This window comes from Streptomyces mabaensis, assembly GCF_053763515.1.
On record NZ_JBSOPZ010000008.1, the window covers coordinates 117,790 to 142,864 of the forward strand.

Here is a 25,075-nt window from a genome sequence, read left to right on the forward strand (position 1 = left end):
TGCGCCCGGGTCCACAGGACGGGCCGGATAGGCTCTGGGCCCGATGGACACCGAAGCTGAACTCACGAAGCGCGACCACTCCGCCCGCCCCGAGGGGACGGCGGAGGGGTCGCGCTTCGCGCGTCTGTCCTGGCGCAGGGCGCTGGCGGGCGGAGTTGTGGGCACGGCTCTCCTGCTGCTCATCAGTACCTTTGTCGTACAGCCCTTCCTGATCCCCAGCCGTTCGATGGAACCCGCCCTTCAGGTCGGGGACCGGGTACTCGTCAACAAGCTGGCGTACCGTTTCGGTGCGGAGCCGCGGCGCGGCGATGTCGTGGTCTTCGACGGCGCAGGGTCCTTCGTCCAGGGAGAGCCGGCCGACGCGGACTTCGTCAAGCGCGTGGTCGGCGTGGGCGGCGACCGGGTGGTCTGCTGCGACAGGCAGGGGAGGGTCCACGTGAACGGAGTGGCGGTCGACGAGGCATACCTGTTCCCGGGCGATGTCCCGTCCCGGGTGCCGTTCGACATCGTGGTGCCCCTGGAGACCCTCTGGGTCATGGGCGACCACCGCGCCCAGTCGCGTGACTCGCGGGACCATCTCGGGGAGCCGGGCGGCGGCGTGGTTCCGGTCGACAAGGTGATCGGGCGGGCTGACTGCATCGGCTGGCCGTTCAGCCGGTGGGCGTCGCTCGACAGACCTGCGGCCTTCGACGGGGTACGACCACTGGGCGGAGCCCATGGGTAACCGCGGACGGCCTCGCGCGCACCACAGCGCGGACACCCGGCTGCCGACGGGCGACCGGCCGACGACGGGACCGGTCCTGCCGGGACGGGCCGAGCGGCGCAAGCTCGCACGCCGGGTCAAGCGGCGGCGGCGCAGGTCGGCCGTGAAAGAGATCCCGATCCTGATAACCGTGGCGTTGATGATCGCACTGGTCCTCAAGACGTTCCTCCTGCAGGCGTTCGTGATCCCGTCGGGCTCGATGGAGCAGACCATCCGGATCGGCGACCGGGTCCTGGTGGACAAGCTGACGCCCTGGTTCGGCTCCAAACCGCAGCGCGGGGACGTCGTCGTCTTCAAGGACCCCGGCCGCTGGCTGGAGGAGGAGCAGACGAAGCCGAAGGACGACCCGGTGGGCCTCAAGCAGATCAAGCAGGTCCTCACCTTCATCGGTCTGCTGCCGTCGGAGGACGAGCAGGACCTGATCAAGCGGGTCGTCGCGGTCGGGGGCGACGAGGTCAAGTGCTGCGACAAGGACGGTCGGGTCACCGTCAACGGCGTGCCCCTCACCGAGCCGTACGTGAACCCCGGAAACCGTCCCTCCGAGATCAGGTTCGATGTGCGGGTGCCGCCCGGGCGGCTCTTTGTCATGGGGGACCATCGCGCCAACTCGGCCGACTCCCGGTTCCACCTCGACGAGGCGTTTCAGGGGACGGTCTCGGAGCAGGAGGTGGTCGGGAGAGCGGTCGTCATCGCCTGGCCGGTCGGTCACTGGCGGCAGCTGGAGGAGCGTCAGACGTACGCGTCGGTGCCCGATGGGCGCAGCGGCGTGACGGCGGCGCCTGGCCCGTCGAATAGTGTGTCTTCTCAGGATCTGAACTCGATGATCCGGCTCCCGAGCCCTGCGGAACTCCCGCTCGTTATGGGAGTGGTGGGCCTGCATCGTCTCCGATGCGGGCGGTGGCACGGATTGAGGAGTGGATGTGGGGGATTTGGCGGTCGGCGCACGATCCGGACGCGACGAACCCGAGGGACGGCCCGATCAGCCCGATCAGCCCGATCAGCCCGGCGATTCCTCCGCGAGCGCGGCGGCCGGTTCGGACGGGGATCCGGCCGGGACCGGCGGGCGTGACGGTGACGCGAAGAAGCAGCGTTCCTTCTGGAAGGAGCTGCCCCTTCTCATCGGTATCGCCCTGCTGCTGGCGCTGCTGATCAAGACCTTCCTGGTGCAGGCCTTCTCGATCCCCTCCGACTCGATGCAGAACACGCTGCAGCGGGGTGACCGGGTGCTGGTCGACAAGCTGACGCCGTGGTTCGGCGGAGAGCCCGAGCGGGGCGAGGTCGTGGTGTTCCACGACCCGGGCGGCTGGCTGGACGGCGAGCCCACCCCGGAACCGAACGTGGTGCAGAAGTTTCTGAGCTTCATCGGCCTGATGCCGTCGGCCGAGGAGAAGGACCTGATCAAGCGGACCATCGCGATCGGCGGCGACACCGTCGAGTGCAAGAAGGGCGGTCCGGTCAAGGTCAACGGGAAGGCGCTGAACGAGCCGTACATCTACCCCGGCGACACCCCCTGCGACGACAGCCCCTTCGGACCGCTCAAGGTGCCCGAGGGCAAGATCTGGGTGATGGGTGACCACCGGCAGAACTCGCTGGACTCCCGCTACCACACCGAGGACGCCAACGAGGGCTTCGTCCCGGTCGACAAGGTCGTGGGACGGGCCGTCGTGGTGGCCTGGCCGGTCAACCGCTGGGCGACGCTGCCGGTCCCGGACACCTTCGACCAGCCGGGGCTGGCCGCCGCCGCCTCGATGGCGCCGGCGGGCGCACTGGGCGTGGCCGGAGCGGTGCCCCTGGTGATGTGGCGCCGGCGGAGGCTGACCGGCGCGCGTACCGCCGGGTAGGGTTCCCACTCGGATCAGCGAGTGTCGACTCCGGATGTGAGGGCGCTGGGATGAGCGGAACAGGACGTACGGGCGGCGGCCGGGGCCGTCTCGGCAGTGTGCTGTCGGGGCTGGCCGTGGCCGTCGGCTGTGTGCTCTTCCTCGGCGGGTTCGTCTGGGGAGCGATCGTGTACCAGCCGTACACCGTGCCCACCGATTCCATGACGCCGACCGTGAACGCCGGGGACCGGGTGCTCGCGGAGCGGATAGACGGCAGTGAGGTCAGGCGCGGCGACGTCGTGGTCTTCACCGACTCGGTGTGGAGTGACATGCCGATGGTGAAGCGGGTCGTCGGGATCGGCGGCGACACCGTCGCGTGCTGCGGTAGCGACGGCAAGCTGACGCTCAACGGCAAGGCGCTTGAGGAACCGTATCTGCGCGGCCAGGTCCGGGCCTCGACGACCGCCTTCGAAGCCAAGGTCCCCGAGGGCAAGCTGTTCCTCCTGGGCGACGAGCGCAGCGGTTCGCTGGACTCCCGGGTGCACCTGGAGGAGGCGGGGGAGGGATCCGTACCGCGCAGCGCGGTCAGTGCGCGGGTCGACGCCACGGCCTGGCCGCTCGGCAAGACGATCGACCGCCCGCAGGCCTTCGCGGAGCTGCCCGGCGGAGTCTCGCAGCCCGGGCCGGTACGGCTGGTGACGGCCTCGGTCGTGGCCGGCGCGGTGCTGATCCTCGGCGGGGCGGCGTACGGGCCGCTGGCGAAGCGAGCGGGGCGCCGGCGGCGGGAGCGGGCCGGTGCCCGCTGAGCAGCCGGCCGGGCCGAGGAAGGTCGCGCGGGTCGTCCTGCTGGACCCGGAGGACCGCATTCTGCTCCTGCACGGGTACGAGCCGGGCGACCCGTCGGACACCTGGTGGTTCACCCCGGGGGGCGGGCTGGAGGCCGGCGAGAGCCGTGCGGAGGCCGCGCTGCGCGAGCTGGCGGAGGAGACCGGGATCACCGAGGTCGACCTCGGGCCCGTGCTCTGGCGCCGGATCTGCTCCTTTCCGTTCGACGGGCGGCGCTGGCACCAGGACGAGTGGTACTTCCTGGCCCGGACCTCGCAGACGCTGACCGCGACGGTTTTCGAGGCGGCCGGGCACACCGAGCTGGAGCGCCGCAGCCTCAAGGGCCTCAGGTGGTGGACCTCCGAAGAACTGTCCGCCGCACATGAGACGGTGTACCCGACCAGACTCGCCGAGCTGCTCCGCACGCTGCTCGACGAGGGTCCTCCGGGTGAGCCGGTGGTCCTGGCCCCTGAAATCGTTTAGGGGCGCACGGGGCTGGCGCACAATAGGGGGACGCACGGCTGAAGGGGAACATGCCATGAGCGCCGAGGACCTCGAGAAGTACGAGACCGAGATGGAGCTGAAGCTCTACCGGGAGTACCGCGATGTCGTCGGGCTGTTCAAATACGTGATCGAGACCGAACGGCGTTTCTACCTCACGAACGACTACGAGATGCAGGTGCACTCGGTCCAGGGTGAGGTGTTCTTCGAGGTCTCGATGGCCGACGCATGGGTCTGGGACATGTACCGGCCGGCCAGGTTCGTCAAGCAGGTGCGTGTGCTCACGTTCAAGGACGTGAATATCGAGGAGCTCAACAAGAGCGATCTCGAACTTCCGAGTGGGTGAGTTATCCACAACCGGTGAGTTGTCCACCAAGATCCACTAGTGGGCGGCGGGTGCGTCAGAGTCGGTGCCGGAGGTGGTGCCGACATGGACGCACAGCGAGCACAGAGCGCACAGCGCGCGCTCGGACGGTACGGCGAGGACCTGGCAGCCCGGCTGCTGGCTGAGGCCGGGATGACCGTGCTCCAGCGCAACTGGCGGTGCCGGGCCGGAGAGATCGACATCGTGGCCCGGGACGGCGACGCGCTGGTCGTCTGCGAGGTCAAGACCCGCAGGGCCGGCCCGTTCGAGCATCCGATGGCGGCCGTCACACCGGTGAAGGCGGCGCGGCTGAGACGGCTGGCCGAGCGCTGGCTGCAGGACCACGGCGGCCCGCCGCCGGGCGGGGTGCGGATCGACCTCGTGGGGGTACTGCTGCCGCGGCGCGGCGCGCCGGTGGTCGAACACGCCCGGGGGGTGGCCTGATGGGGTTCGCCCGTGCGTGCTCGGTGGCGCTGGTGGGCGTCGAGGGCGTGGTGGTGGAGGTCCAGGCCGATCTGGAACCGGGCGTCGCCGCCTTCACGCTGGTGGGGCTGCCGGACAAGAGCCTGGTCGAGAGCCGGGACCGGGTCAGGGCGGCCGTGGTGAACTCGGGCGCCGAGTGGCCGCAGAAGAAGCTCACCGTGGGGCTGAGCCCGGCCTCCGTACCCAAGGGCGGGTCGGGTTTCGATCTTGCTGTGGCCTGCGCGGTCCTCGGGGCGGCGGAGAAGATCGACCCGAAGGAGATCGCCGATCTCGTCATGATCGGGGAGCTGGGCCTGGACGGCCGGGTCCGGCCGGTGCGCGGCATCCTGCCCGCCGTGCTCGCCGCGGCCGACGCCGGGTACCGCCACGTGGTCGTGCCGGAGAAGACCGCGGCGGAGGCCTCCCTGGTGCCCGGGGTCTCGGTGCTGGGCGTCCGGAGCCTGCGGCAGCTCATCGCCGTACTGACCGGCTCCACGGTTCCGGACGAGACGGCCGCCCCGGAGGAGGGCCGGCCCGACTCCATGCTCGCCGGGCTGATGGTGCCCGGAGCCGGGGTCGGTACGGGACTGGCCGGGCCGCGGCAGGAAGGCGACGGGCACCGGCCGGACCTCGCGGACGTCGCCGGGCAGCGGGCGGCCCGCCAGGCACTGGAAGTCGCCGCCGCCGGGGGGCACCACCTGTTCCTGTCGGGTCCGCCAGGGGCCGGCAAGACGATGCTTGCCGAGCGGCTGCCGGCCATCCTGCCGCCCCTCACCAAGCAGGAGTCCCTGGAGGTGACGGCCGTCCATTCGGTGGCGGGCATGCTGCCGCCCGGCGAGCCCCTGGTCAGTACCCCGCCCTACTGCGCCCCGCACCACTCCGCCACCATGCAGTCGCTCGTCGGCGGAGGGAACGGGCTGCCCCGGCCGGGAGCGGTCTCGCTGGCACACCGGGGAATCCTCTTCCTCGACGAGGCGCCGGAATTCAGCGGCCGGGCCCTGGACGCGCTGCGCCAGCCGCTCGAGTCGGGCCATGTCGTCGTCGCCCGCAGTGCCGGAGTCGTGCGGCTGCCCGCCCGCTTTCTCATGGTCCTCGCGGCGAATCCGTGCCCCTGTGGCCGCCACACGCTGCACGGCTCGGGATGCGAATGCCCCGCCTCCGTGATCCGCCGCTACCAGGCACGGCTGTCCGGCCCGCTGCTCGACAGGGTGGACCTGCGGGTCGAGGTCGAGCCGGTCAACCGCTCGGACCTGATGGGCCGGGGCGGGCGCGGCGAGTCCACGGCCGAGGTCGCCGCCCGGGTGCGGGAGGCCCGAGCGCGAGCGGCCGCACGGCTGGCGGACACCCCGTGGACCACGAACAGCGAAGTACCGGGCCACGAGCTGCGCACCCGCTGGCAGACCGCTCCCGGAGCGCTGATGGCGGCCGAGCGGGACCTCGAGCGCGGACTCCTCACGGCGCGCGGCCTGGACCGGGTGCTGCGGGTCGCCTGGACCGTGGCGGACCTCGCCGGGAAGGCCCGTCCCGACGCGTACGACGTCGGCGCCGCGCTGGAACTGCGCACCGGGATCGCACGCGGGGTGCCGCTGCCGGTGGGAGGAGACGCATGACCCGGGACCGGGTGGCTGATGCGGAGCGGCTGGCGCGGGCGGCGCTCACCCGGGTCCTGGAGCCGGGGGACGAGCACGGCGGGCGCTGGCTGCGGGAGCTCGGCCCGGTGGAGCTGATGCGCAGGCTCACCTCCCACGAGAGAGCCGAGGGACCGCTCGGGGGAGTGGGGGAGCAGCGGCTCGGCGGCTACCGGATACGGGCGGCGGCGGCCGTTCCCGAGCGGGACCTGCTGAGCGTGGAGGCCGTCGGCGGCCGCTTCATCTGCCCGGGCGACCTGGAGTGGCCGGGGCAGCTCGACGACCTCGGCGACGCCCGGCCGGTCGGACTCTGGGTGCGGGGGCGGGCCGGCCTGCGGACCTGGGCGCTGCGGTCCGTGGCCGTCGTGGGCGCGCGGGCCTGCACGCCGTACGGGGCGCACATGGCGGCGGTGCTCGGCACCGGGCTCGCCGAGCGGGGCTGGGTGGTGGTCTCGGGGGCGGCCTTCGGGGTGGACGGCGCGGCGCACCGGGGCGTGCTGGCGGCGGACGGGGCCACGGTCGCCGTACTGGCGTGCGGGGTGGACGTCGGCTATCCGCGCGGGCACGCCGAGTTGATCGGCCGGATCGCGGAACAGGGTCTGGTCATCGGCGAGTTGCCGCCGGGCGCGCACCCGACGCCGAGCCGGTTCATCCTCCGCAACCGCGTGATCGCCGCGCTGACCCGGGGCACGGTCGTCGTCGAGGCCGAGTACCGCAGCGGCTCGCTGGTCACCGCGCGCAGCGCGCAGCAGCTGGGCCGCTTCACCATGGGCGTGCCGGGGCCAGCCACCAGCGGACTCTCCGCCGGTGTGCACGAACTCCTGCGCGGAGAGGGCGTCCTGGTCACCGATGCCGCCGAGGTGATCGAACTGGTCGGCGACATCGGCGAGCTCGCCCCGGCCCGCCGGGGACCCGTGCTGCCCCGGGACCTGCTGGATCCCGTCGCCGCCCGGGTCCTCGAAGCGCTACCACGCGGGCGGCCCGTCGGGGCGCGGGAAGCCGCCCTGGGCGCCGGAACGACCACCGACGAGACCATCGGCAAGCTGTACGAACTTCACTCGCTGGGGTTCGTCGAACGACACGGCGACAACTGGCAGTTGACGCCTCTGGCGATACACGCCCCGATCGAGCGGCGAGGCGGTTCTTGACCTGGGGCGATCCGGTGAAAGGGTGATCCCGATGAGATGTCCGGTCCTTTCGGTGCCACCTCGCGGGCCTGCGCACATGGCCACGGCCGCGCTGCGCGGGTGCGGCCCGCGCGCCGCGTCCTGCCGGTACGATCCCATACCCTTCGCGCACTGCGACCTTCCAGTCACGCTACGCTCACGAGGATTCCGCCCCAGCCACAAGTCCCCACTCGGATCACAGCAGAACGGCTCAAGGCAACGCATGCCCCAGCACACCTCCGGGTCTGACCGCGCCGCAGTGCCCCCCGCTGCCCGCGGCAGCGTGCGGCCTCCCGCACCCTCGTCGCTCGACGAGTTGTGGCGGTCGTACAAGACCACGGGCGACGAGCGGCTGCGCGAGCAGCTGATCCTGCACTACTCGCCGTTGGTGAAATACGTGGCGGGCCGCGTGAGTGTCGGGCTGCCGGCCAACGTCGAGCAGGCGGACTTCGTGTCCTCCGGCGTCTTCGGGCTCATCGACGCCATTGAGAAGTTCGACATCGAACGGTCCATCAAGTTCGAGACGTACGCGATCACCCGGATCCGGGGCGCGATGATCGACGAACTCCGGGCCCTGGACTGGATCCCGCGCTCGGTCCGGCAGAAGGCGCGGGCGGTCGAGCGGGCGTACGCCACGCTGGAGGCGCAGCTGCGGCGCACGCCCAGCGAGAGCGAAGTCGCCGACGAGATGGGAATCGGGCTCGAAGAACTGCACGCGGTTTTCAGCCAGTTGTCGCTGGCGAACGTCGTGGCCCTGGAAGAGCTGCTGCACGTCGGCGGAGAGGGCGGCGACCGGCTCAGCATCATGGACACACTCGAGGACACCGCGGCCGACGATCCGGTCGAGGTCGCGGAGGACCGCGAGCTGCGGCGGCTGCTCGCTCGGGCCATCAATACGCTGCCCGAGCGGGAGAAGACCGTGGTCACGCTCTACTACTACGAGGGCCTCACCCTCGCCGAGATCGGCAACGTGCTCGGCGTCACGGAGAGCCGGGTCAGCCAGATCCACACCAAGTCGGTGCTGCAGCTGCGGGCGAAGCTGGCGGATGTCGGACGCTGAATCGTCCCTGCCGCGTCGTCGTGGGGGCGGTGCTTCCGTAAAGTGGACGCGTGCCCAGGATTCGAGCGGCCTCCGTGGCCGAGCACAGGACGATGCAGCGCGGCGCCCTGCTGGACGCCGCGCGTTCCCTGCTGTCCGAGGGCGGAACGGACGCGCTGACGTTCCCCGCCCTCGCCGAGCGCACCGGGCTGGCCCGGTCCTCGGTCTACGAGTACTTCCGCTCGCGTGCGGCCGTGGTCGAGGAGCTGTGCGCGGTCGACTTTCCCGTCTGGGCGGCCGAGGTCGAGGCCGCGATGGAGGCGGCGGAGTCGCCCGAGGGCAAGATCGAGGCGTATGTGCGGCGGCAGTTGGCGCTCGTCGGTGACCGCCGGCACCGGGCGGTCGTCGCGATCTCGGCGAGCGAGCTGGACGCCGGCGCGCGGGAGAAGATCCGTGCCGCGCACGGGGGGCTGGTCGCGATGATCGGCGAGGCGTTGCGCGCGCTCGGGCATGAGCAGCCGCGGCTTGCGGCGATGCTGCTCCAGGGCGTCGTGGACGCGGCGGTCCGCCGGATCGAGCTCGGCGCGGCGGAGGATCCGGGGCAGATCACCGACGCGGCGGTGCGGATGGCCCTCCGGGGCGTCCGCGGCTGACCCGTTCCCCTACCCGCCCCTTCCCGAAACTGGGGGCAGGCCCCCAGCCCCCAGCCCAGCCACCCGCTGCGCGCCGCCGGCCTCACAGCGCCGGCCGCCCGCTGCGCGCCGCCCGGCGCTTCGGCCCGCTGCGCGGCGCCGGGTCCTTCGGCCGGCTGCGCTGCCCGCCCGCCCTTCGGCCCGCTGCCTGCTGCTGGCGCTTGGTCCTTCCGTCCGCTGCTTGCTGGGCGTCGTCCGCCCCTCACACGGCGTCCGGCCGCCTATCCGTTGTCCGGTCCGCTGCGCGGCGTCGGGCCCCTGCACGTCGTTCGGCCCGCCGAGCGGGGCCGGGTCCTTTGGCCGGCTGCGCTGCGCCCGGCCCTTCGGCCCGCTGCCCTGCCGGCGCTTGGTGCTTCCGTCCGCTGCTCTCTGCGCGGCGCCCGGCGCTTCGGCACGCTGGCTGGTGCGCGGGTCGGTCCTCCCGCCCCGCTGTCGGCCGGGCGGCCCCCTACGTGCGCCCGGTCCGCGTCTCGCCTCCCGGGGCCTCCGGCCTCCGGACGTCACGCGCCGGGGGCTGGGATGTCGAAGATCGGGAGGAGGCGGGAGTGGCCCTGGTGGAGGAGTGACAGGGGGTTGAGGTACTCCGTCTCGCGGCGCAGGCCCCAGTGGAGGCAGGCCTGGGGGCAGTGCCACGGGCCGGCGGTCAGGACCGCCACCACCTGGCCGGGCGTCACCTCCTCGCCCCGGGCAACCAGGGGGCGTACCGGTTCGTACGTCGTGCGCAGCGGCGGGTCGCCCGTACCGGTCAGGGCGATGGACACCACGCCGCGGCCCGCCACGACGCCGGAGAAGGAGACGCGGCCCGCCGCCACGGCCCGTACCTCCGTGCCCGGCGCGGCCGCCAGGTCCACCCCGCGGTGGCCCGCCGCGTACGGTGATGGGGGCGGGTCCCAGCCGCGTACGACCACCAGCGGCACCGGGGGGACCCGCGGCACCGGCGGGGCCGGCGCGGCGGCCGGCGCGGTCGCCGGCAGGAGGCCGAGCAGCAACAGCGTCACGATCGACAGGATGCGCATGCCGTCCAGACTGGGCGGCGACCCGGATCCGTGTGGATCTTGGTCCGTATCTGTGGGCAACTCACTCGTTGTGGACAGCCTCGTCACCCGGCACCGTCCGGGTCCCGTACACTTCTTGTGGCGATCCGGGTCACCGGGTCGACTTCGCACGCCCCGCCACCTGGCCCTCACAGCCGGTGGCCGCGCTCCTCGGTCCCTTGCGGCACGGCGCGTCGGGGCGTCAGGCGCGACCGCCGTCCGGCGGGCGCGACAACCGAGCACCTCAAGGAGTACGGCCATGGCCGTCGTCACGATGCGGGAGCTGCTGGAAAGCGGCGTCCACTTCGGTCACCAGACCCGCCGTTGGAACCCGAAGATGAAGCGCTTCATCTTCACCGAGCGCAACGGCATCTACATCATCGACCTGCTCCAGTCGCTGTCGTACATCGACCGCGCCTACGAGTTCGTCAAGGAGACCGTCGCGCACGGCGGCTCCATCATGTTCGTCGGCACCAAGAAGCAGGCCCAGGAGGCCATCGCCGAGCAGGCGACGCGCGTCGGCATGCCGTACGTCAACCAGCGCTGGCTGGGTGGCATGCTCACCAACTTCTCCACCGTCTACAAGCGCCTTCAGCGTCTGAAGGAGCTCGAGGCGATTGACTTCGAGGACGTCGCGGCCTCGGGTCTGACCAAGAAGGAGCTTCTCGTGCTCTCGCGCGAGAAGGCCAAGCTGGAGAAGACCCTCGGTGGTATCCGCGAGATGCAGAAGGTGCCCAGCGCCGTCTGGATCGTCGACACCAAGAAGGAGCACATCGCCGTCGGTGAGGCGCGCAAGCTCCACATCCCGGTCGTCGCGATCCTCGACACCAACTGCGACCCCGACGAGGTCGACTACAAGATCCCGGGCAACGACGACGCGATCCGCTCCGTCACCCTGCTCACCCGCGTGATCGCTGACGCCGTCGCCGAGGGCCTCATCGCCCGCTCCGGCGTCGCCACCGGCGACTCGAAGCCGGGCGAGAAGGCCGCCGGCGAGCCGCTCGCCGAGTGGGAGCGCGACCTCCTCGAGGGCGACAAGAAGGCTGACGAGAAGGCCGAGGAGAAGGCCGACGAGAAGGCCGACGACGCGTCGGACAAGGCCGCCGAGGCTCCGGCCGAGGCCGCTGCCGACAAGCCCGCCGAGGCCCCCGCCGCCGAGGCCCCGGCCGCGGACGCCGAGCAGGCCTGACCCAGCGCGAGCCGTCCGGGGGTGTGCTTCCCGGACGACCTCAGCACGGCTGACGACGGCGGGGACGGTGCCATGAGCGCCGCCCCCGCCGTCCACCCGTAGATCTACGACTTCTGAGAGAGATTCACAGATCATGGCGAACTACACCGCCGCTGACGTCAAGAAGCTCCGTGAGCTCACCGGCGCCGGCATGATGGACTGCAAGAAGGCGCTGGACGAGGCCGAGGGCAACGTCGACAAGGCCGTCGAGCTGCTCCGCGTCAAGGGTCAGAAGGGCGTCGCCAAGCGCGAGGGCCGCTCTGCCGAGAACGGCGCGGTCGTCTCCGTCATCTCCGACGACAAGACCTCTGGCGTTCTGGTCGAGCTGAAGTGCGAGACCGACTTCGTCGCCAAGGGCGAGAAGTTCCAGGCCGTCGCCAACAAGCTCGCCGCGCACGTCGCCGCGACCTCCCCGGCCGACATCGAGGCGCTGCTCGCCTCCGAGATCGAGGCCGGCAAGACCGTCCAGGCCTACGTCGACGAGGCCAACGCCAACCTCGGCGAGAAGATCGTCCTGGACCGCTTCGCGCAGTTCTCCGGCGGCTACGTCGCCACGTACATGCACCGCACCAACCCCGACCTGCCGCCGCAGATCGGCGTCATGGTCGAGCTGGACAAGGAGAACGCCGAGGTCGCCAAGGACGTCGCGCAGCACATCGCCGCGTTCTCGCCGAAGTTCCTCACCCGTGACGAGGTCCCGGCCGAGACGGTCGAGAACGAGCGTCGCGTCGCCGAGGCCACCTCGCGCGAAGAGGGCAAGCCCGAGGCCGCCCTGCCGAAGATCGTCGAAGGCCGGGTCAACGGCTTCTTCAAGGACGTCGTCCTGGTGGAGCAGGCGTTCGCCAAGGACAACAAGAAGTCGGTCCAGAAGGTCCTGGACGAGGCCGGTGTCTCCCTGAAGCGCTTCACGCGCATCAAGGTCGGCATCTGAGTCCGTACGCGATCGACCGAGGACCCCGATAGGGTCTGAAGCAGTCGCCGCGCATGCGCAGGGCGACCGCAGATCTGACGAGGAGGCCATTGCCGCAGAGGGAACGCAAGGACCCACCGGCAATGGCCTTCTTCGTATGTGCACGAGGAGATCTCCATGAATCAGGGCGCGGACCACCACAAGGCTTCCGACCACAAGAGCGACCACACGAAGGCCCGCCGCTTCATGCTGAAGCTGTCGGGTGAGGCCTTCTCCGGCGGCGGTGGTCTGGGCGTCGACCCCGACGTCGTCCACGCCATGGCCCGCGAGATCGCCGCTGTCGTCCGGGACGGCGCGGAGATCGCGATCGTCATCGGCGGCGGCAACTTCTTCCGCGGCGCCGAGCTCCAGCAGCGCGGCATGGACCGGGCCCGCTCCGACTACATGGGCATGCTCGGTACGGTCATGAACTGCCTCGCCCTCCAGGACTTCCTGGAGAAGGAGGGCATCGACTCCCGCGTACAGACCGCCATCACCATGGGCCAGGTCGCGGAGCCGTACATCCCGCTGCGCGCCGTGCGGCACCTGGAGAAGGGCCGCGTCGTCATCTTCGGCGCCGGTATGGGCATGCCGTACTTCTCCACCGACACCACCGCCGCCCAGCGCGCCCTGGAGATCGACGCCGAGGCGCTCCTCATGGGGAAGAACGGCGTGGACGGGGTCTACGACTCCGACCCCAAGGCCAACCCCGACGCGGTGAAGTTCGACGCGCTGGAGTACGGCGAGGTGCTGGCCCGCGACCTCAAGGTCGCCGACGCCACCGCCATCACCCTCTGCCGCGACAACAAGCTGCCGATCCTCGTGTTCGAGCTGCTCGCCGAGGGCAATATCGCGCGCGCCGTCAAGGGTGAGAAGATCGGCACTCTCGTGAGCGACCAGGGCACCCGGGCCTGATCCCAGACCCTCCCCACCCACACAAGACATGCAGGAGCTAGTGGTGATCGAAGAAATCCTCCTCGAGGCCGAGGAGAAAATGGAGAAGGCCGTCGTGGTCGCCAAGGAGGACTTCGCCGCGATCCGCACCGGGCGTGCGCACCCGGCGATGTTCAACAAGATCGTGGCGGACTACTACGGTGCGCTGACGCCGATCAACCAGCTGGCCTCGTTCGCGGTCCCCGAGCCGCGCATGGCCGTGGTGACCCCCTTCGACGCGAGCGCGCTGCGCAACATCGAGCAGGCGATCCGCGACTCCGACCTCGGCGTCAACCCGAGCAACGACGGGCGCATCATCCGGGTCAACTTCCCGGAGCTGACCGAGGAGCGCCGCCGCGACTACATCAAGGTCGCGAAGAACAAGGCCGAGGACGCGAAGATCTCGATCCGCTCCGTCCGCCGCAAGGCGAAGGAAGCCCTCGACAAGCTCGTCAAGGACAAGGAGTCCGGCGAGGACGAGGTGCGCCGTGCGGAGAAGGAGCTCGACGACACCACCGCGAAGTACGTCGCGCAGGTGGACGAGCTGCTCAAGCACAAGGAAGCCGAGCTGCTCGAGGTCTGATGAACGACTCTTCCTGGGGGGCCCCGCCGAGCGCCGGTTACGTCGGCGGGGGGCTGCCGTCCGACCAGGGGCCCGCCCCGGCGGGTCCCGCATACGATGCGCATGAGGTCCAGCAGACTCGGCCCATGCCCGTCGTGCCCGGCATAGTCGTGCCCGGCACAGGGGGGAACGACGCAGGCAGACAATCCGCCCACCACGACGTACGCGACCGGGGGTCCGCCCAGCTGGGCGGTCCCCTGTTCGGTGAAGAGATGCCGCAGGAGCCCATGCCCAGCCCGACGCCGGCCCCGCAGCCACCCCCGAGGAAGCGCGCGGGCCGTGACCTGCGTGCCGCCATAGGGGTGGGCCTCGGCCTCGCCGCGGTGATCATCGCGTCGCTCTTCATCGTGAAGGCCGTCTTCGTGGGCGTGATAGCGGCCGCGGTGGTCGTCGGCCTGTGGGAGCTGACGTCCCGGCTGGACGAGAAGAGGGGCATCAAGGCCCCGCTCGTGCCGCTGGCCGTCGGCGGCGCGGCGATGGTCGTGGCCGGCTATGTGCGCGGCGCGGAGGGAGCCTGGGTCGCCATGGCGCTCACGGCGCTCGCCGTGCTGGTCTGGCGGATGACCGAACCTCCCGAGGGTTACCTCAAGGACGTCACGGCCGGTGTCTTCGCGGCGTTCTACGTGCCGTTCCTGGCCACCTTCGTCGCACTGATGCTGACCGCCGAGGACGGCTCGTGGCGGGTGTTCACCTTCCTGCTGCTGACGGTGGCCAGCGACACCGGGGCGTACGCGGTGGGCTGGCGCTTCGGCCGGCACAAGCTGGCGCCGCGAATCAGCCCCGGCAAGACCCGTGAGGGGCTCTTCGGCGGGATGGCCTTCGCCATGGGGGCCGGCGCGCTGTGCATGGAGTTCTCGATCGACGGCGGCACCTGGTGGCAGGGGCTGGTGCTCGGCCTCGCCGTCGCGGTCAGCGCGACCCTCGGCGACCTGGGCGAGTCGATGATCAAGCGTGACCTGGGCATCAAGGACATGGGCACCCTGCTGCCGGGCCACGGCGGCATCATGGACCGGCTGGACTCGCTGCTGCCGACGGCTCCGGTGGTCTGGCTGCTGCTGGTGGCGTTCGTGGGGGCCGGCTGACCCACGTTCTCCGTGACCCGGGGGCCGGGAGGCGCGACGGGGGGCGCCCGCGGCGGTGCGCGTGACCGCCGTCACTGGAATCCGGGGCCGCGCCCATCTGCGACACTGGGTGAACCATGCCTGTACCTGGAGAACTGACTTTCGTCGCGCCGCGCGGGGCCAAGAAGCCCCCGCGGCACCTCGCCGACCTCACGCCCGCCGAGCGCCGCGAAGCCGTGGCCGCGATCGGCGAGAAGCCGTTCCGTGCCAAGCAGCTGTCGCAGCACTACTTCGCGCGGTACGCGCACGACCCGGCCGAGTGGACCGACATCCCCGCCGCCGCGCGGGGCAGGCTCCAGAGCGAGCTGCTGCCGGACCTGATGAACGTGGTGCGGCACATCAGCTGTGACAACGACACCACCCGCAAGACCCTCTGGAAGCTGCACGACGGCACGCTCGTCGAGTCGGTCCTGATGCGCTACCCGGACCGCGTCACGATGTGCATCTCCTCGCAGGCCGGCTGCGGCATGAACTGCCCGTTCTGCGCCACGGGACAGGCGGGCCTGGACCGCAACCTGTCCACCGCCGAGATCGTGCACCAGATCGTGGACGGGATGCGCGCCCTGCGTGACGGCGAGGTTCCGGGAGGCCCGGCGCGCCTGTCCAACATCGTCTTCATGGGCATGGGCGAGCCGCTCGCCAACTACAAGCGGGTCGTGGGTGCCGTCCGCCGGCTGACCGACCCGGAGCCGGACGGCCTGGGCCTGTCGCAGCGCGGCATCACCGTCTCGACCGTGGGCCTGGTGCCGGCGATGCTGCGCTTCGCCGACGAGGGCTTCAAGTGCCGTCTCGCCGTCTCGCTGCACGCCCCGGACGACGAACTGCGCGACACCCTGGTGCCGGTGAACACGCGGTGGAAGGTACGAGAGGTGCTCGACGCCGCGTGGGAGTACGCGGAGAAGTCCGGGCGCCGTATCTCCATCGAGTACGCCCTGATCCGCGACATCAACGACCAGGCGTGGCGGGGCGACCTGCTCGGCCGGCTGCTCAAGGGCAAGCGGGTCCATGTGAACCTCATCCCGCTGAACCCGACGCCCGGGTCGAAGTGGACCGCGTCCCGTCCCGAGGACGAGAAGGCGTTCGTCGAGGCCATCGCGGCCCACGGGGTGCCCGTGACCGTACGGGACACCCGTGGCCAGGAGATCGACGGAGCGTGCGGACAGCTCGCGGCGGCGGAGCGGTAGTCTGGGCTCGGACATTCGCATATTCCGACAGGGGAGCGCCACAGCGCTGAGAGTGCGACAACGTGCCGGGAGACGGCACAGCGGTCGCAGACCCTCTGAACCTTGCCCAGGTCATTCTGGGTAGGAAGTTCGGTCATCACTCAAGCTGTTGCGCCCTGCTCACTTCGTGAGCGGGGCCGCGTCTCTTCCTGGTCACTCCAGGAGGAATCTCAGTGAGCACCACCAAGAAGCTGGCGGTCACCGCCGTAGCCGCCGCTGTCGGCGTCTCGACGCTTGCCGCCTGCGGGGAGTCGAAGGACTCCGGCACGGACGGCGGTTCGCAGTCCAAGACCGTCACCCTGGTCACCCACGACTCCTTCCTCGCTTCCAAGAACGTGATGAAGGAGTTCACCCAGCAGACGGGCTACACGGTCAAGGTGCTGAAGAGCGGCGACGCGGGCGCCGCCCTCAACCAGGAGATCCTGACCAAGGGCTCCCCGCGCGGCGACGTCTTCTTCGGCGTCGACAACACTCTGCTCTCGCGCGCCCTCGACAACGGCATCTTCACCCCGTACGAGGCCAAGGGCCTGGACCGGGTCGCTCCCGAGCTCCAGCTCGACCGGGACAAGCACCGCGTCACCCCCGTCGACACCGGCGACATCTGCGTCAACTACGACAAGAAGTACTTCGCCGACAAGAAGCTCAGCCCCCCGCAGACCTTCGACGACCTGATCAAGCCCGCGTACAAGAACCTCCTCGTCACCGAGAACGCCGCGACCTCCTCGCCCGGCCTCGGATTCCTGCTCGCCACCACCGCCGAGTACGGGGACGAGGGCTGGCAGGACTACTGGAAGAAGCTGAAGGCCAACGGCGTCGAGGTCGTCGACGGCTGGGAGCAGGCGTACAACGAGCGCTTCTCCGGCTCCGCCGGCGGCAAGAAGGCCAAGGGCGACCGCCCGCTCGTCGTCTCCTACGCCTCCAGCCCGCCGGTCGAGGTCCTCTACTCCGAGCCGCAGCCGAAGGAAGCCCCGACCGGCGTCTCCACCGGCACCTGCTTCCGGCAGACGGAGTTCGCCGGCCTGCTGGACGGCGCGAAGAACGAGGCGGGCGGCAAGGCGCTGCTGGACTTCCTGCTGAGCAAGACGTTCCAGGAGGACATGCCGCTGAACATGTTCGTGAACCCCGTGGTCGAGGACGTGCAGCTGCCCGAGCTGTTCACCCAGCACGGCGTGGTGATCGACAAGCCCGAGACCGTCGCTCCGGAGAAGATCGCCGAGAACCGTGAGCAGTGGGTCAAGTCATGGTCCTCGCTCGTCCTGAAGTAACGAAGACGCAGCCGGCCGGGCCCGCGAAGGCCCGGCGCGGTCGCGGGGGCGCGGCGCGGCTCGGCCTGATGGCCGTGCCCGTCGCGTTCTTCGCGGTCTTCTTCGCCTACCCCGTGACCGCCATCGTGGCCCGCGGCCTCAAGGCCGACGGCGTCTGGCGGTTCGGGCGGACCGTCGAGGTGCTGAGCGAGCCGGACATCGTCCAGGTGCTGTGGTTCACCGCCTGGCAGGCGCTCGCGTCGACCGCGCTGACCCTGCTGATCGCGCTGCCCGGCGCGTACGTCTTCGCACGGTTCGACTTCCCCGGCAGACAGCTGCTGCGTGCGGTGGTCACCGTGCCGTTCGTCCTGCCGACGGTCGTGGTCGGGACCGCCTTCCTCGCCCTGCTGGGGCGCGGCGGGCTGCTCGACGCGACGTGGGGCGTACGGCTCGACACCACGGTGTGGGCGATTCTGCTGGCGCACGTCTTCTTCAACTACGCCGTGGTGGTCCGCACGGTCGGCGGGCTCTGGTCGCAGCTCGACCCGCGCCAGGAAGAGGCCGCCCGGGTGCTCGGCGCCGGCCGGTTCGCCGCCTGGCGCAGGGTCACGCTGCCCGCGCTCGGCCCCGCCGTGGCCGCCGCCGCGCTCATGGTCTTCCTCTTCACCTTCACCTCCTTCGGTGTCGTCCAGATCCTGGGCGGCCCGGCGTTCTCCACCGTGGAGGTGGAGATCTACCGGCAGACCGCGCAGCTGCTCGACCTGTCCACCGCCGCCGTACTGACACTGGTGCAGTTCGCCGCGGTCGGCGCGATCCTCGCCGTACACGCGTGGACCGTCCGCCGGCGGGAGAGCGCGCTGAAGCTGGTGGACCCGGCGCAGACCGCGCGCCGGCCGCGCGGCGCGGCCCAGTGGGCGCTGCTCGGCGGCGTCCTCGCCACCGTGCTGCTGCTGATCCTGCTGCCGCTCGGCGTGCTGGTCGAGCGCTCGCTCGCCGGGCCGGACGGGTACGGCTTCGCCTTCTACCGGGCCCTGCGGTCGGCGGACGGCGGCACCTTCCTGGTGCCCCCGCTGGCGGCGGTCGGGAACTCACTGCGGTACGCCCTGGTGGCCACCGTCATCGCCCTGGTCGTCGGGGGGCTCGCCGCCGCCGCGCTGACCCGGCGCGCGGGGCGGTTCGTGCGCGGCTTCGACGCGCTGCTGATGCTGCCGCTCGGCGTCTCCGCGGTGACGGTCGGCTTCGGCTTCCTGATCACCCTCGACGAGCCGCCGCTGGACCTGCGTACCTCGTGGATCCTGGTGCCGCTGGCCCAGGCGCTGGTCGGTGTGCCCTTCGTCGTACGGACGATGCTGCCCGTACTGCGCGCGGTGGACGAGCGGCTGCGCGAGGCGGCGGCGGTCCTCGGGGCCTCCCCGCTCCGGGTCTGGCGGGAGGTCGATCTGCCGCTGGTACGCCGGGCGGTGCTGATCGCCGCCGGGTTCGCCTTCGCCGTGTCCCTGGGGGAGTTCGGGGCGACCGTCTTCATCGCCCGGCCCGACAACCCGACGCTGCCGGTCGCGGTGGCGCGGCTGCTGGGGCGGGCGGGTGAGCTCAACTACGGGCAGGCGATGGCCCTCAGCACGATTCTGATGCTGGTCTGCGCCGCGGCGCTGCTGGCGCTGGAACGTATCCGCACCCAAGGCTCGGGGGAGTTCTGATGGCTGATGCCGGCGCGCTGCTGCGGCTGGACTCGGTGACCGTACGGTTCGGCGAGCGGGCGGTGCTCGACGCGGTCGACCTGGAGGTCGCGGAGCACGAGATCGTGTGCGTGCTCGGGCCGAGCGGCAGCGGCAAGTCCACCCTGCTGCGGGTCGTCGCCGGGCTTCAGGACGCGTCCGGGCGGGTGCTGCTGGCCGGCGCCGACCAGACGTCGGTGCCGGTGCACCGCCGGGGCGTCGGGATGATGTTCCAGGACCATCAGCTGTTCCCGCAGCGGGACGTCGGCTCCAACGTGGCCTTCGGGCTGCGCATGCACGGCGAGAACCGGGCCGGACAGGCGCGCCGGGTGGACGAGTTGCTCGACCTCGTCGGCCTGCCCGGCGCCCAGCGGCGGGCCGTGGCCTCGCTGTCCGGCGGTGAGCAGCAGCGCGTCGCGCTGGCGCGCGCCCTCGCGCCGCAGCCGAAGCTGCTGATGCTCGACGAGCCGCTCGGGCAGCTCGACCGTGGCCTGCGTGAACGCCTCGTCGTCGAACTGCGGCAGCTCTTCGGCCGGTTGGGTACGACCGTGCTGGCCGTCACCCACGACCAGGGCGAGGCCTTCGCGCTCGCCGACCGGGTCGTCGTCATGCAGGACGGCCGCATCGCCCAGGCGGGCGCGCCGCTGGAGGTGTGGCAGCGGCCCGCGACCGAGTTCGTGGCCCGCTTCCTCGGTTTCGACAACATCGTCGGCGCGACCGTGAGCGGGGCGGCCGCCGACACCCCCTGGGGCAAGGTCCCGGTGCCGGACGGATCGCCCGAGGGCGACTGCCGGCTGCTGGTCCGCCCGGCGGGGGTCCGGCTGGTCCCGGCGGCGGACGGCCTGCGCTGCGAGGTGGAGGCGCGGACCTTCCGGGGCAGCCATGTCGCCGTACTCCTGCGGCCGGAGGGCGCGCCCGTCATCGAGGCGGAGTGCTCGCTGCGGGACGCGCCCGAGGTGGGCGCGGTGGTGGGGGTCGCCTTCGACGCCGGGGACGTGGTCGTCCTGCGGGACGGCCTCAGCGGGTGAGCAACTCCTGCGGCTCGGGGCGGGGTTCGGTGGGATCAGGCGCTGTGTCCGTTACGGTGTCGCCGCCCTCCGGCGCGCCGAACCAGGCCACCGCGACCGCGCCCGCCACGGCCAGGACGAACCCGGTGACCGCCAGCCAGGCGAATCCCGGGCGGGAGGCGTCGCCCAGCCACCAGACGCCGACCATGCCCGGCAGGACGGTCTCGCCGACCACCAGTGCCGCGGTGGCGCCGTTCACCGAGCCGATCTGCAGGGCGACCGTGTGCAGGTACATGCCGCCGATGCCGGCCACCAGGATCGCGTAGAGGGCGGGGTCGGCGAGCAGAGCGCCGGGGTCGAACGGATCGATGCCGTTCAGTACGCGGACCCCGACGCCCAGCGCGCCGAAGCCCAGGCCGGACAGGAGGCCGGCCAGGATCGCGGCGCGCCCGCCGAGGAGCCGTACGGCCACCGTGCCGCCCACCATCAGCAGCACCGACACCGCCAGCAGCCACCAGTGGGTGGCGAGCGGGGTGTGGCCGCTGCCCTCCGGGCCGGCGGCGGTGGCCAGCAGCACCAGCGCGGAGCAGACGACACCGATCGACGTCCACTCCCTGCGGGTCAGGGAGATGCCGAGCAGTTTGACGCTCAGCACCGCCGTGATCACCAGGTTGGCGCTGATGACGGTCTGGGAGAGGAAGAGGGGCAGCAGCCGGGCCGCCAGTGCGCCGAGGCCGAACCCGATGAAGTCCAGAATCGTGCCGACGATGAACTCCCAGGTCATCGCCGCCTTGGCGGTGGAGGAGAGGCTGGGTCCGCCGTGCTGCGTGAGGCCGCCGGCCGCCGCCTCGCGGCGGGCGGACTTCCGGGAACCCACGGCTTGCAGCACGGAGCCCGTGCCGTAACAGATCGAGGCCGCGACAGCGGTCAGAAGGCCGATGAGCACCGGGAGCTCCGTTCACGTGTGGTCGGTCGGGCGGGTGGGGGGACCGCTCCGACTGCCAGACGTGCGTTTCGGCACGGACGTTGCTTCTACGGCCGGACAGTGCTCAACCGGACAGTGCGACAGTGCTCAACCGGACAGTGCTCAGCCGGACAGGGCGGCGAGCGCGGCCGGGACCTCCGTGACGCTGTCGACCAGTGCGATCCGCGACTCCATGGACCGCCCCTGGGACAGGGACCGCAGCAGCGGCCAGGCGGGCAGCCGCTCGGTCCAGTGCGCGCGGTTCACCAGCACCATCGGGGTCGGCTCGCCGCGCGACTCGTAGTAGTTCGGCGTGGCGTTGTCGAAGATCTCCTGGAGCGTGCCGGCCGCGCCCGGGAGGAAAATCACACCGGCGTTGCAGCGGGCGAGCAGGCCGTCCTCGCGGGTGGCGTTCGCGAAGTACTTGGCGATGTGACCGGCGAAGGCGTTCGGCGGCTCGTGCCCGTAGAACCAGGTGGGGATGCCGATGGAGTCGCCGCCGCCCGGCCGGCGGGCGCGGACCTCGAAGGCGGCCTGCGCCCAGTCGGTGACGGACGGGACGAAGGACGGCGCCTTGGCGAGCAGCTCCAGCGCCTCGGTCAGGACGTCGTCCTCGAACGGCGCGGTGTACGCGCCGAGGTTGGCGGCCTCCATCGCGCCCGGGCCGCCGCCGGTGGCGATCGTCAGGCCGCCGCGGGCCAGCTCGCGGGCGAGGCGGGCGGCGCCGGCGTACTCGTCGGTGCCGCGGGCCATGGCGTGCCCGCCCATCACGCCCACCACGCGGGTGCCGGCGAGCCGTTCGTCGAGCGCGTCGGATATCGCGTCGTCGTGGATGGCCCGGAGCATCGAGGAGAAGACGTCGCCGTCGGACTTGGCACGCTGGAACCAGGCGTACGTGTGGGCGTCGGGCGTGCCCTCGTAGCCGGTCGCGAGACCGGTGAACAGCTCGTCCGCGGTGTAGAGCAGGCCCCGGTACGGGTTGAACGGCAGGTCCGGGACGGGCGGGAAGACCAGCGCCCCGTCCGCGCGCACCTTGGCGGCGGCGTCGGGCTCCATGGTGCAGCCGAGGAAGACGGCGCTCGCGGTGTCGGCGGCGAGCAGGGCGAAGGTGCGCCCGGTCAGGTCGACGGACTGGACGCGGTATCCGCCGAGTGAGCCGCGGGCGGCGACCTGGTCGAACTCGGCCAGGGTCTCGATCTCGAAGTCTTCGGTGGCCACGCGGCAACGATAGCCGCGCACGGCGCCCGGCCCGGCGGGCGGGTCGCGGGGGGCGTTCCCCAGCCCCGCCCCTTCCCGAAACCGGGGGCCCGCCCCCGGCCCCCGGAAGCGGAGCGCCTGCGGCGCCCGCTGCGCGCCCGCTTCGCGGCGCGAATTGGGCCCCGGTGTGCGCCGCGCCCCGCGGTCGCTGCACAGAGTGGGCGGGGCTTGTCGCGGGGCCGCGCCCGCTTCGCGGCGCGGACCGCCGGGGCTCAGGCGCTGGAGCCGCGCCCCCTGAGCGGCGCGTGGTGGGCCCCGCTTGTATCGCGGCCGGGGGCTGGGCGCCGTGGCCGCGCCCGCTTCGCGGCGCGAACTGCCGGGGGTTGGGCGCTGAGCCGCGCCCGCTTCAGCGGCGCGTGGTGGGGCCCGCTTGTGTCGTGGCCGGGGTTGGGCGCCGTGGCCGCGTGCGCTTCGCGGTGCGGACTGCCGGGGGTTGGGGGCTGGAGCGCCCGCTCCAGCGGCGCGTAGTGGGCCCCGTACCGCGGCCGGGGGTTGGGTGCCGGGGGCGGGGACGCTGCGTGGGGGCCGGCTGGCGGTTGGCGCTTGAGCGGGGCGGTACGAGGCGATCAGGGGGTCAGGGGGAGGGCCGCCAGGTGGGCGATCGTCCAGGTCACCGGGGTGAACAGCGCCAGCACGGCCGCCGCTCGGAGGGTGGCCGCTCCGCGGAGGAGTTTCGGCGGGGTGCCCAGGCGCAGCAGCGTCTCCGTCGTCTCCGCGCGCGCGTGCCTCGCCTCCAGGGCCGACGTCAGCAGGGTCGCCGTGGCGCAGCCCAGGACCAGGGCCGCGCCCAGGCCCGTGAGCGGGCCGAAGAGGGCCGGGCCGGCGCCCGCGGTGTGCAGGGTGGTCAGCGCGATCACGCCGGACACCACCGCGCACAGCACCCCCAGCGGCCGGCCGATGCGGCCGGCCTCCTGCTGGAGGGCGCGGCCCGCCAGCAGCCGCAGCGCGCCCGGCCGGGCCGACTGCAGCAGCCGGCCGCAGAGGTACGTGAGGCCGGGGCCGGCCAGCGCCAGGCCGACCGCCGTGAGCGCCCAGCCGGCCAGGACCCACGCCGGGCCGCCGTCGAGCCCGGCGCCCTGGCTTGCGTACGCCTCCACCGCCAGCCCCGCCGCGACCAGTGCGACGCCCCAGGGCAGGCCGTCCGGCTGCGCGGGGCCGGCCTCGGGGTCCTCCGGTTCCGTCGGTCGTACGCGACGCGGCCGGAGCGCGAGCGCACTGGCCGTCGCCGCGCACAGCGGCGCCAGGCTCAGCAGGGTGAGGGCCGCGGCCAGCGGCAGCGGGTGGTGCGCCGCCAGGAGTTCGGCCGCCGCGCCGTCGAAGGGGAGGCCGCTGAGGTCGCCGCGCAGATGGAGGAAGACGAGCAGCGCCACCATGCTGCCGAGCGTGCAGGAGACGGCGGCCGAGGCCGCGGCCACCGCGCTGAGGCGGGCCGGGCCGAGGCCGATCGCGGAGAGCCCGGCCCGGGGGCGGGTAGTGGGGTCCGTACGGGCCACGGCGACGGCGAGGTGCACCGTCGCGGCCAGCGGCACCGCGCACCACAGCAGTCGCAGCAGCGAGCCCGCCGGCTGGGCCATCGCGGTGCCCAGGGTGCACAGCAGCAGGAATCCGACCCCCGCCGACGCGGCGGCCACCATCAGCCGGCGGAGCTGGACCAGCGGGTGCGAGCCGCGGGCTAGGCGGAGAGCGAGCACGCGGTACGGCCCTCCGGCTCGGCGGACAGGCCGGTGCCCAGGCGGCGGCCGTCGAGCAGGGACACCGCCCGGTCGGCGAGCGCCGCCACCTCCGCGTCGTGCGTGGCGAGGAGCACGGTGATGCCGTGCGAGCGGGCCGCGGTGGTCAGGGTGCGCAGCACCTGCGCGGCGTCGGCGCGGTGCAGCGGCGCGGTGGGCTCGTCGGCGAACAGCACCGCCGGCATGGTGACCAGGGCGCGGACGACGGCGACCCGCTGTCGCTGGGCCTGCGGGACGGCGTGCGGGCGTTTGCGGGCGATGGCCCCGATGTCGAGGCGTTCCAGCCATTCCGTGGCCGCGGTCCTGGCGGTCCGCGGCGTGGCGCCGCGCAGGAGCAGCGGGAGGGCCGCGTTCTCCCAGACGGTGAGTTCCGGTACGAGCCGGGGCTCGGGGCCGATCCAGCCGAAGCGCTCGCGGCGCAGCCGCTCCCGCAGCGCCGGGCCCATGGTGTGGACGGGCGTGCTGTTGAACCACACCTCGCCCTGCTGGGGCACGAGCTGCCCGGAAAGGCACCGCAGGAGGGTGGTCTTGCCGCAGCCGCGCGGGCCGTGGACCGCGAGGATCTCGCCCTCGCGGACACCGAGCGAGACGCCGGTCAGCGCGGGCGAGCCGCTGTGGGAGCAGTGCAGGGAGCGCGCCCAGAGCACATCGTTGTCCGGCGGGGCCACCATGGCGTACACCTCGGTTCGGATGAGACTTCGGATCGGGCTGTTCGCCCGGTTCCCCCGTACGGGGGAACGATGCCGAAGCCGGTCGGTCACTGGGCCGTGAAGGCACCGTAAGGATCC

General features: G+C 72.1%; 24 protein-coding genes and 1 pseudogene. 20 read left to right on the forward strand and 5 right to left on the reverse strand.

Annotated elements, in window-relative coordinates; all coding sequences use genetic code 11:
* Positions 1-43: 43 nt before the first annotated feature.
* The 11 genes and pseudogenes from lepB (ACWV17_RS09395) (at position 44) to ACWV17_RS09445 (ending at position 9,221) form a co-directional block, all read left to right on the forward strand.
* On the forward strand, positions 44-724 hold the full coding sequence (gene lepB, locus ACWV17_RS09395) for a signal peptidase I (protein ID WP_455359273.1): 681 nt from the start codon (positions 44-46) through the stop codon (positions 722-724).
* A gap of 178 nt (positions 725-902) precedes the next feature.
* A pseudogene (gene lepB, locus ACWV17_RS09400) lies at positions 903-1,406 on the forward strand (signal peptidase I); the annotation flags it as partial.
* Between the two features lie 286 nt (positions 1,407-1,692).
* Positions 1,693-2,604, forward strand: coding sequence for a signal peptidase I (gene lepB / locus ACWV17_RS09405; protein ID WP_455359326.1), 912 nt, complete (start codon positions 1,693-1,695; stop codon positions 2,602-2,604).
* A 50-nt stretch (positions 2,605-2,654) separates the two neighbouring features.
* The gene (gene lepB / locus ACWV17_RS09410; RefSeq protein WP_455359274.1) at positions 2,655-3,389 is read left to right on the forward strand and encodes a signal peptidase I; all 735 of its coding nucleotides are present in this window, start codon (positions 2,655-2,657) and stop codon (positions 3,387-3,389) included.
* The gene (locus ACWV17_RS09415; protein WP_455359275.1) at positions 3,379-3,891 is read left to right on the forward strand and encodes an NUDIX hydrolase; all 513 of its coding nucleotides are present in this window, start codon (positions 3,379-3,381) and stop codon (positions 3,889-3,891) included. Before lepB (ACWV17_RS09410) ends, ACWV17_RS09415 begins: the two co-directional genes overlap by 11 nt.
* 55 nt (positions 3,892-3,946) lie before the next feature.
* The gene (locus ACWV17_RS09420; RefSeq protein WP_003993268.1) at positions 3,947-4,255 is read left to right on the forward strand and encodes a DUF2469 domain-containing protein; all 309 of its coding nucleotides are present in this window, start codon (positions 3,947-3,949) and stop codon (positions 4,253-4,255) included.
* An 84-nt stretch (positions 4,256-4,339) separates the two neighbouring features.
* Entirely contained in the window at positions 4,340-4,717 is a 378-nt protein-coding gene (locus tag ACWV17_RS09425; protein ID WP_455355623.1) for a YraN family protein, read from the forward strand.
* Positions 4,717-6,345 (forward strand): YifB family Mg chelatase-like AAA ATPase, encoded by a 1,629-nt coding sequence (locus ACWV17_RS09430; protein ID WP_455359276.1) that lies wholly within the window; start codon positions 4,717-4,719, stop codon positions 6,343-6,345. Before ACWV17_RS09425 ends, ACWV17_RS09430 begins: the two co-directional genes overlap by 1 nt.
* Positions 6,342-7,511: a DNA-processing protein DprA gene (dprA, locus tag ACWV17_RS09435; RefSeq protein WP_455359277.1), complete on the forward strand. Its 1,170-nt coding sequence runs from the start codon at positions 6,342-6,344 to the stop codon at positions 7,509-7,511. The genes ACWV17_RS09430 and dprA overlap by 4 nt, the downstream gene beginning before the upstream one ends.
* Positions 7,512-7,752: 241 nt before the next feature.
* A complete protein-coding gene (gene whiG, locus ACWV17_RS09440; protein ID WP_455355626.1) occupies positions 7,753-8,589 on the forward strand; it encodes an RNA polymerase sigma factor WhiG in 837 nt (278 codons plus the stop codon).
* A gap of 74 nt (positions 8,590-8,663) precedes the next feature.
* A complete protein-coding gene (locus ACWV17_RS09445) occupies positions 8,664-9,221 on the forward strand; it encodes a TetR/AcrR family transcriptional regulator (RefSeq protein ID WP_455359327.1) in 558 nt (185 codons plus the stop codon).
* Positions 9,222-9,760: 539 nt separating this feature from the next.
* Here ACWV17_RS09445 and ACWV17_RS09450 read toward each other — a convergent pair.
* The gene (locus ACWV17_RS09450) at positions 9,761-10,276 is read right to left on the reverse strand and encodes a peptidoglycan DD-metalloendopeptidase family protein (RefSeq protein WP_455359278.1); all 516 of its coding nucleotides are present in this window, start codon (positions 10,274-10,276) and stop codon (positions 9,761-9,763) included.
* Between the two features lie 277 nt (positions 10,277-10,553).
* Here ACWV17_RS09450 and rpsB point away from each other — a divergent pair, with 277 nt between their 5' ends.
* The 9 genes from rpsB to ACWV17_RS09495 all read left to right on the forward strand — a co-directional run bounded on the left by rpsB (position 10,554) and on the right by ACWV17_RS09495 (position 20,357).
* On the forward strand, positions 10,554-11,483 hold the full coding sequence (gene rpsB / locus ACWV17_RS09455) for a 30S ribosomal protein S2 (RefSeq protein WP_455359279.1): 930 nt from the start codon (positions 10,554-10,556) through the stop codon (positions 11,481-11,483).
* Positions 11,484-11,616: 133 nt separating this feature from the next.
* Complete coding sequence (gene tsf, locus ACWV17_RS09460; RefSeq protein WP_455355629.1) at positions 11,617-12,453, forward strand: translation elongation factor Ts; 837 nt, start codon at positions 11,617-11,619, stop codon at positions 12,451-12,453.
* 156 nt (positions 12,454-12,609) lie between these two features.
* Entirely contained in the window at positions 12,610-13,386 is a 777-nt protein-coding gene (gene pyrH, locus ACWV17_RS09465; protein ID WP_455355630.1) for a UMP kinase, read from the forward strand.
* A gap of 43 nt (positions 13,387-13,429) precedes the next feature.
* Positions 13,430-13,987 carry a ribosome recycling factor gene (gene frr / locus ACWV17_RS09470; RefSeq protein ID WP_455355631.1) on the forward strand — a complete coding sequence of 186 codons (558 nt, stop codon included), beginning with the start codon at positions 13,430-13,432 and terminating at the stop codon, positions 13,985-13,987.
* Positions 13,987-15,108, forward strand: coding sequence for a phosphatidate cytidylyltransferase (locus tag ACWV17_RS09475; protein ID WP_455355632.1), 1,122 nt, complete (start codon positions 13,987-13,989; stop codon positions 15,106-15,108). The genes frr and ACWV17_RS09475 overlap by 1 nt, the downstream gene beginning before the upstream one ends.
* A 116-nt stretch (positions 15,109-15,224) precedes the next feature.
* On the forward strand, positions 15,225-16,331 hold the full coding sequence (gene rlmN / locus ACWV17_RS09480; protein ID WP_455355633.1) for a 23S rRNA (adenine(2503)-C(2))-methyltransferase RlmN: 1,107 nt from the start codon (positions 15,225-15,227) through the stop codon (positions 16,329-16,331).
* Positions 16,332-16,543: 212 nt separating this feature from the next.
* Complete coding sequence (locus tag ACWV17_RS09485; protein ID WP_455359280.1) at positions 16,544-17,635, forward strand: thiamine ABC transporter substrate-binding protein; 1,092 nt, start codon at positions 16,544-16,546, stop codon at positions 17,633-17,635.
* Positions 17,636-17,703: 68 nt separating this feature from the next.
* Positions 17,704-19,311 carry an ABC transporter permease gene (locus tag ACWV17_RS09490; RefSeq protein WP_455359281.1) on the forward strand — a complete coding sequence of 536 codons (1,608 nt, stop codon included), beginning with the start codon at positions 17,704-17,706 and terminating at the stop codon, positions 19,309-19,311.
* Positions 19,311-20,357 (forward strand): ABC transporter ATP-binding protein, encoded by a 1,047-nt coding sequence (locus ACWV17_RS09495; RefSeq protein WP_455359282.1) that lies wholly within the window; start codon positions 19,311-19,313, stop codon positions 20,355-20,357. Before ACWV17_RS09490 ends, ACWV17_RS09495 begins: the two co-directional genes overlap by 1 nt.
* On the opposite strand, the gene ACWV17_RS09500 is transcribed toward ACWV17_RS09495, so the two are convergent.
* The 4 genes from ACWV17_RS09500 to ACWV17_RS09515 form a co-directional block, all read right to left on the reverse strand.
* Positions 20,347-21,282 carry a hypothetical protein gene (locus ACWV17_RS09500; protein ID WP_455359283.1) on the reverse strand — a complete coding sequence of 312 codons (936 nt, stop codon included), beginning with the start codon at positions 21,280-21,282 and terminating at the stop codon, positions 20,347-20,349. The two genes, ACWV17_RS09495 and ACWV17_RS09500, sit on opposite strands and share 11 nt — an antisense overlap.
* 141 nt (positions 21,283-21,423) lie before the next feature.
* Positions 21,424-22,518: an LOG family protein gene (locus ACWV17_RS09505; protein WP_455359284.1), complete on the reverse strand. Its 1,095-nt coding sequence runs from the start codon at positions 22,516-22,518 to the stop codon at positions 21,424-21,426.
* 605 nt (positions 22,519-23,123) lie between these two features.
* Positions 23,124-24,248, reverse strand: coding sequence for a hypothetical protein (locus ACWV17_RS09510; RefSeq protein WP_455359285.1), 1,125 nt, complete (start codon positions 24,246-24,248; stop codon positions 23,124-23,126).
* Positions 24,230-24,958, reverse strand: a complete 729-nt coding sequence (locus ACWV17_RS09515) for an ABC transporter ATP-binding protein (RefSeq protein WP_455355639.1) — start codon at positions 24,956-24,958, stop codon at positions 24,230-24,232. Before ACWV17_RS09515 ends, ACWV17_RS09510 begins: the two co-directional genes overlap by 19 nt.
* Between the last annotated feature and the right edge of the window lie 117 nt (positions 24,959-25,075).

Coding starts and splice junctions, on each gene's coding strand:
- whiG (WP_455355626.1), top strand. CDS start 7,753: ATGCCCCAGCACACCTCCGGGTCTGACCGCGCCGCAGTGCCCCCCGCT.
- lepB (WP_455359274.1), top strand. CDS start 2,655: ATGAGCGGAACAGGACGTACGGGCGGCGGCCGGGGCCGTCTCGGCAGT.
- ACWV17_RS09515 (WP_455355639.1), bottom strand. CDS start 24,958: ATGGTGGCCCCGCCGGACAACGATGTGCTCTGGGCGCGCTCCCTGCAC.
- dprA (WP_455359277.1), top strand. CDS start 6,342: ATGACCCGGGACCGGGTGGCTGATGCGGAGCGGCTGGCGCGGGCGGCG.
- tsf (WP_455355629.1), top strand. CDS start 11,617: ATGGCGAACTACACCGCCGCTGACGTCAAGAAGCTCCGTGAGCTCACC.
- rpsB (WP_455359279.1), top strand. CDS start 10,554: ATGGCCGTCGTCACGATGCGGGAGCTGCTGGAAAGCGGCGTCCACTTC.
- ACWV17_RS09495 (WP_455359282.1), top strand. CDS start 19,311: ATGGCTGATGCCGGCGCGCTGCTGCGGCTGGACTCGGTGACCGTACGG.
- ACWV17_RS09425 (WP_455355623.1), top strand. CDS start 4,340: ATGGACGCACAGCGAGCACAGAGCGCACAGCGCGCGCTCGGACGGTAC.
- ACWV17_RS09450 (WP_455359278.1), bottom strand. CDS start 10,276: ATGCGCATCCTGTCGATCGTGACGCTGTTGCTGCTCGGCCTCCTGCCG.
- ACWV17_RS09430 (WP_455359276.1), top strand. CDS start 4,717: ATGGGGTTCGCCCGTGCGTGCTCGGTGGCGCTGGTGGGCGTCGAGGGC.
- lepB (WP_455359273.1), top strand. CDS start 44: ATGGACACCGAAGCTGAACTCACGAAGCGCGACCACTCCGCCCGCCCC.
- ACWV17_RS09475 (WP_455355632.1), top strand. CDS start 13,987: ATGAACGACTCTTCCTGGGGGGCCCCGCCGAGCGCCGGTTACGTCGGC.
- rlmN (WP_455355633.1), top strand. CDS start 15,225: ATGCCTGTACCTGGAGAACTGACTTTCGTCGCGCCGCGCGGGGCCAAG.
- ACWV17_RS09420 (WP_003993268.1), top strand. CDS start 3,947: ATGAGCGCCGAGGACCTCGAGAAGTACGAGACCGAGATGGAGCTGAAG.
- ACWV17_RS09490 (WP_455359281.1), top strand. CDS start 17,704: ATGGCCGTGCCCGTCGCGTTCTTCGCGGTCTTCTTCGCCTACCCCGTG.
- pyrH (WP_455355630.1), top strand. CDS start 12,610: ATGAATCAGGGCGCGGACCACCACAAGGCTTCCGACCACAAGAGCGAC.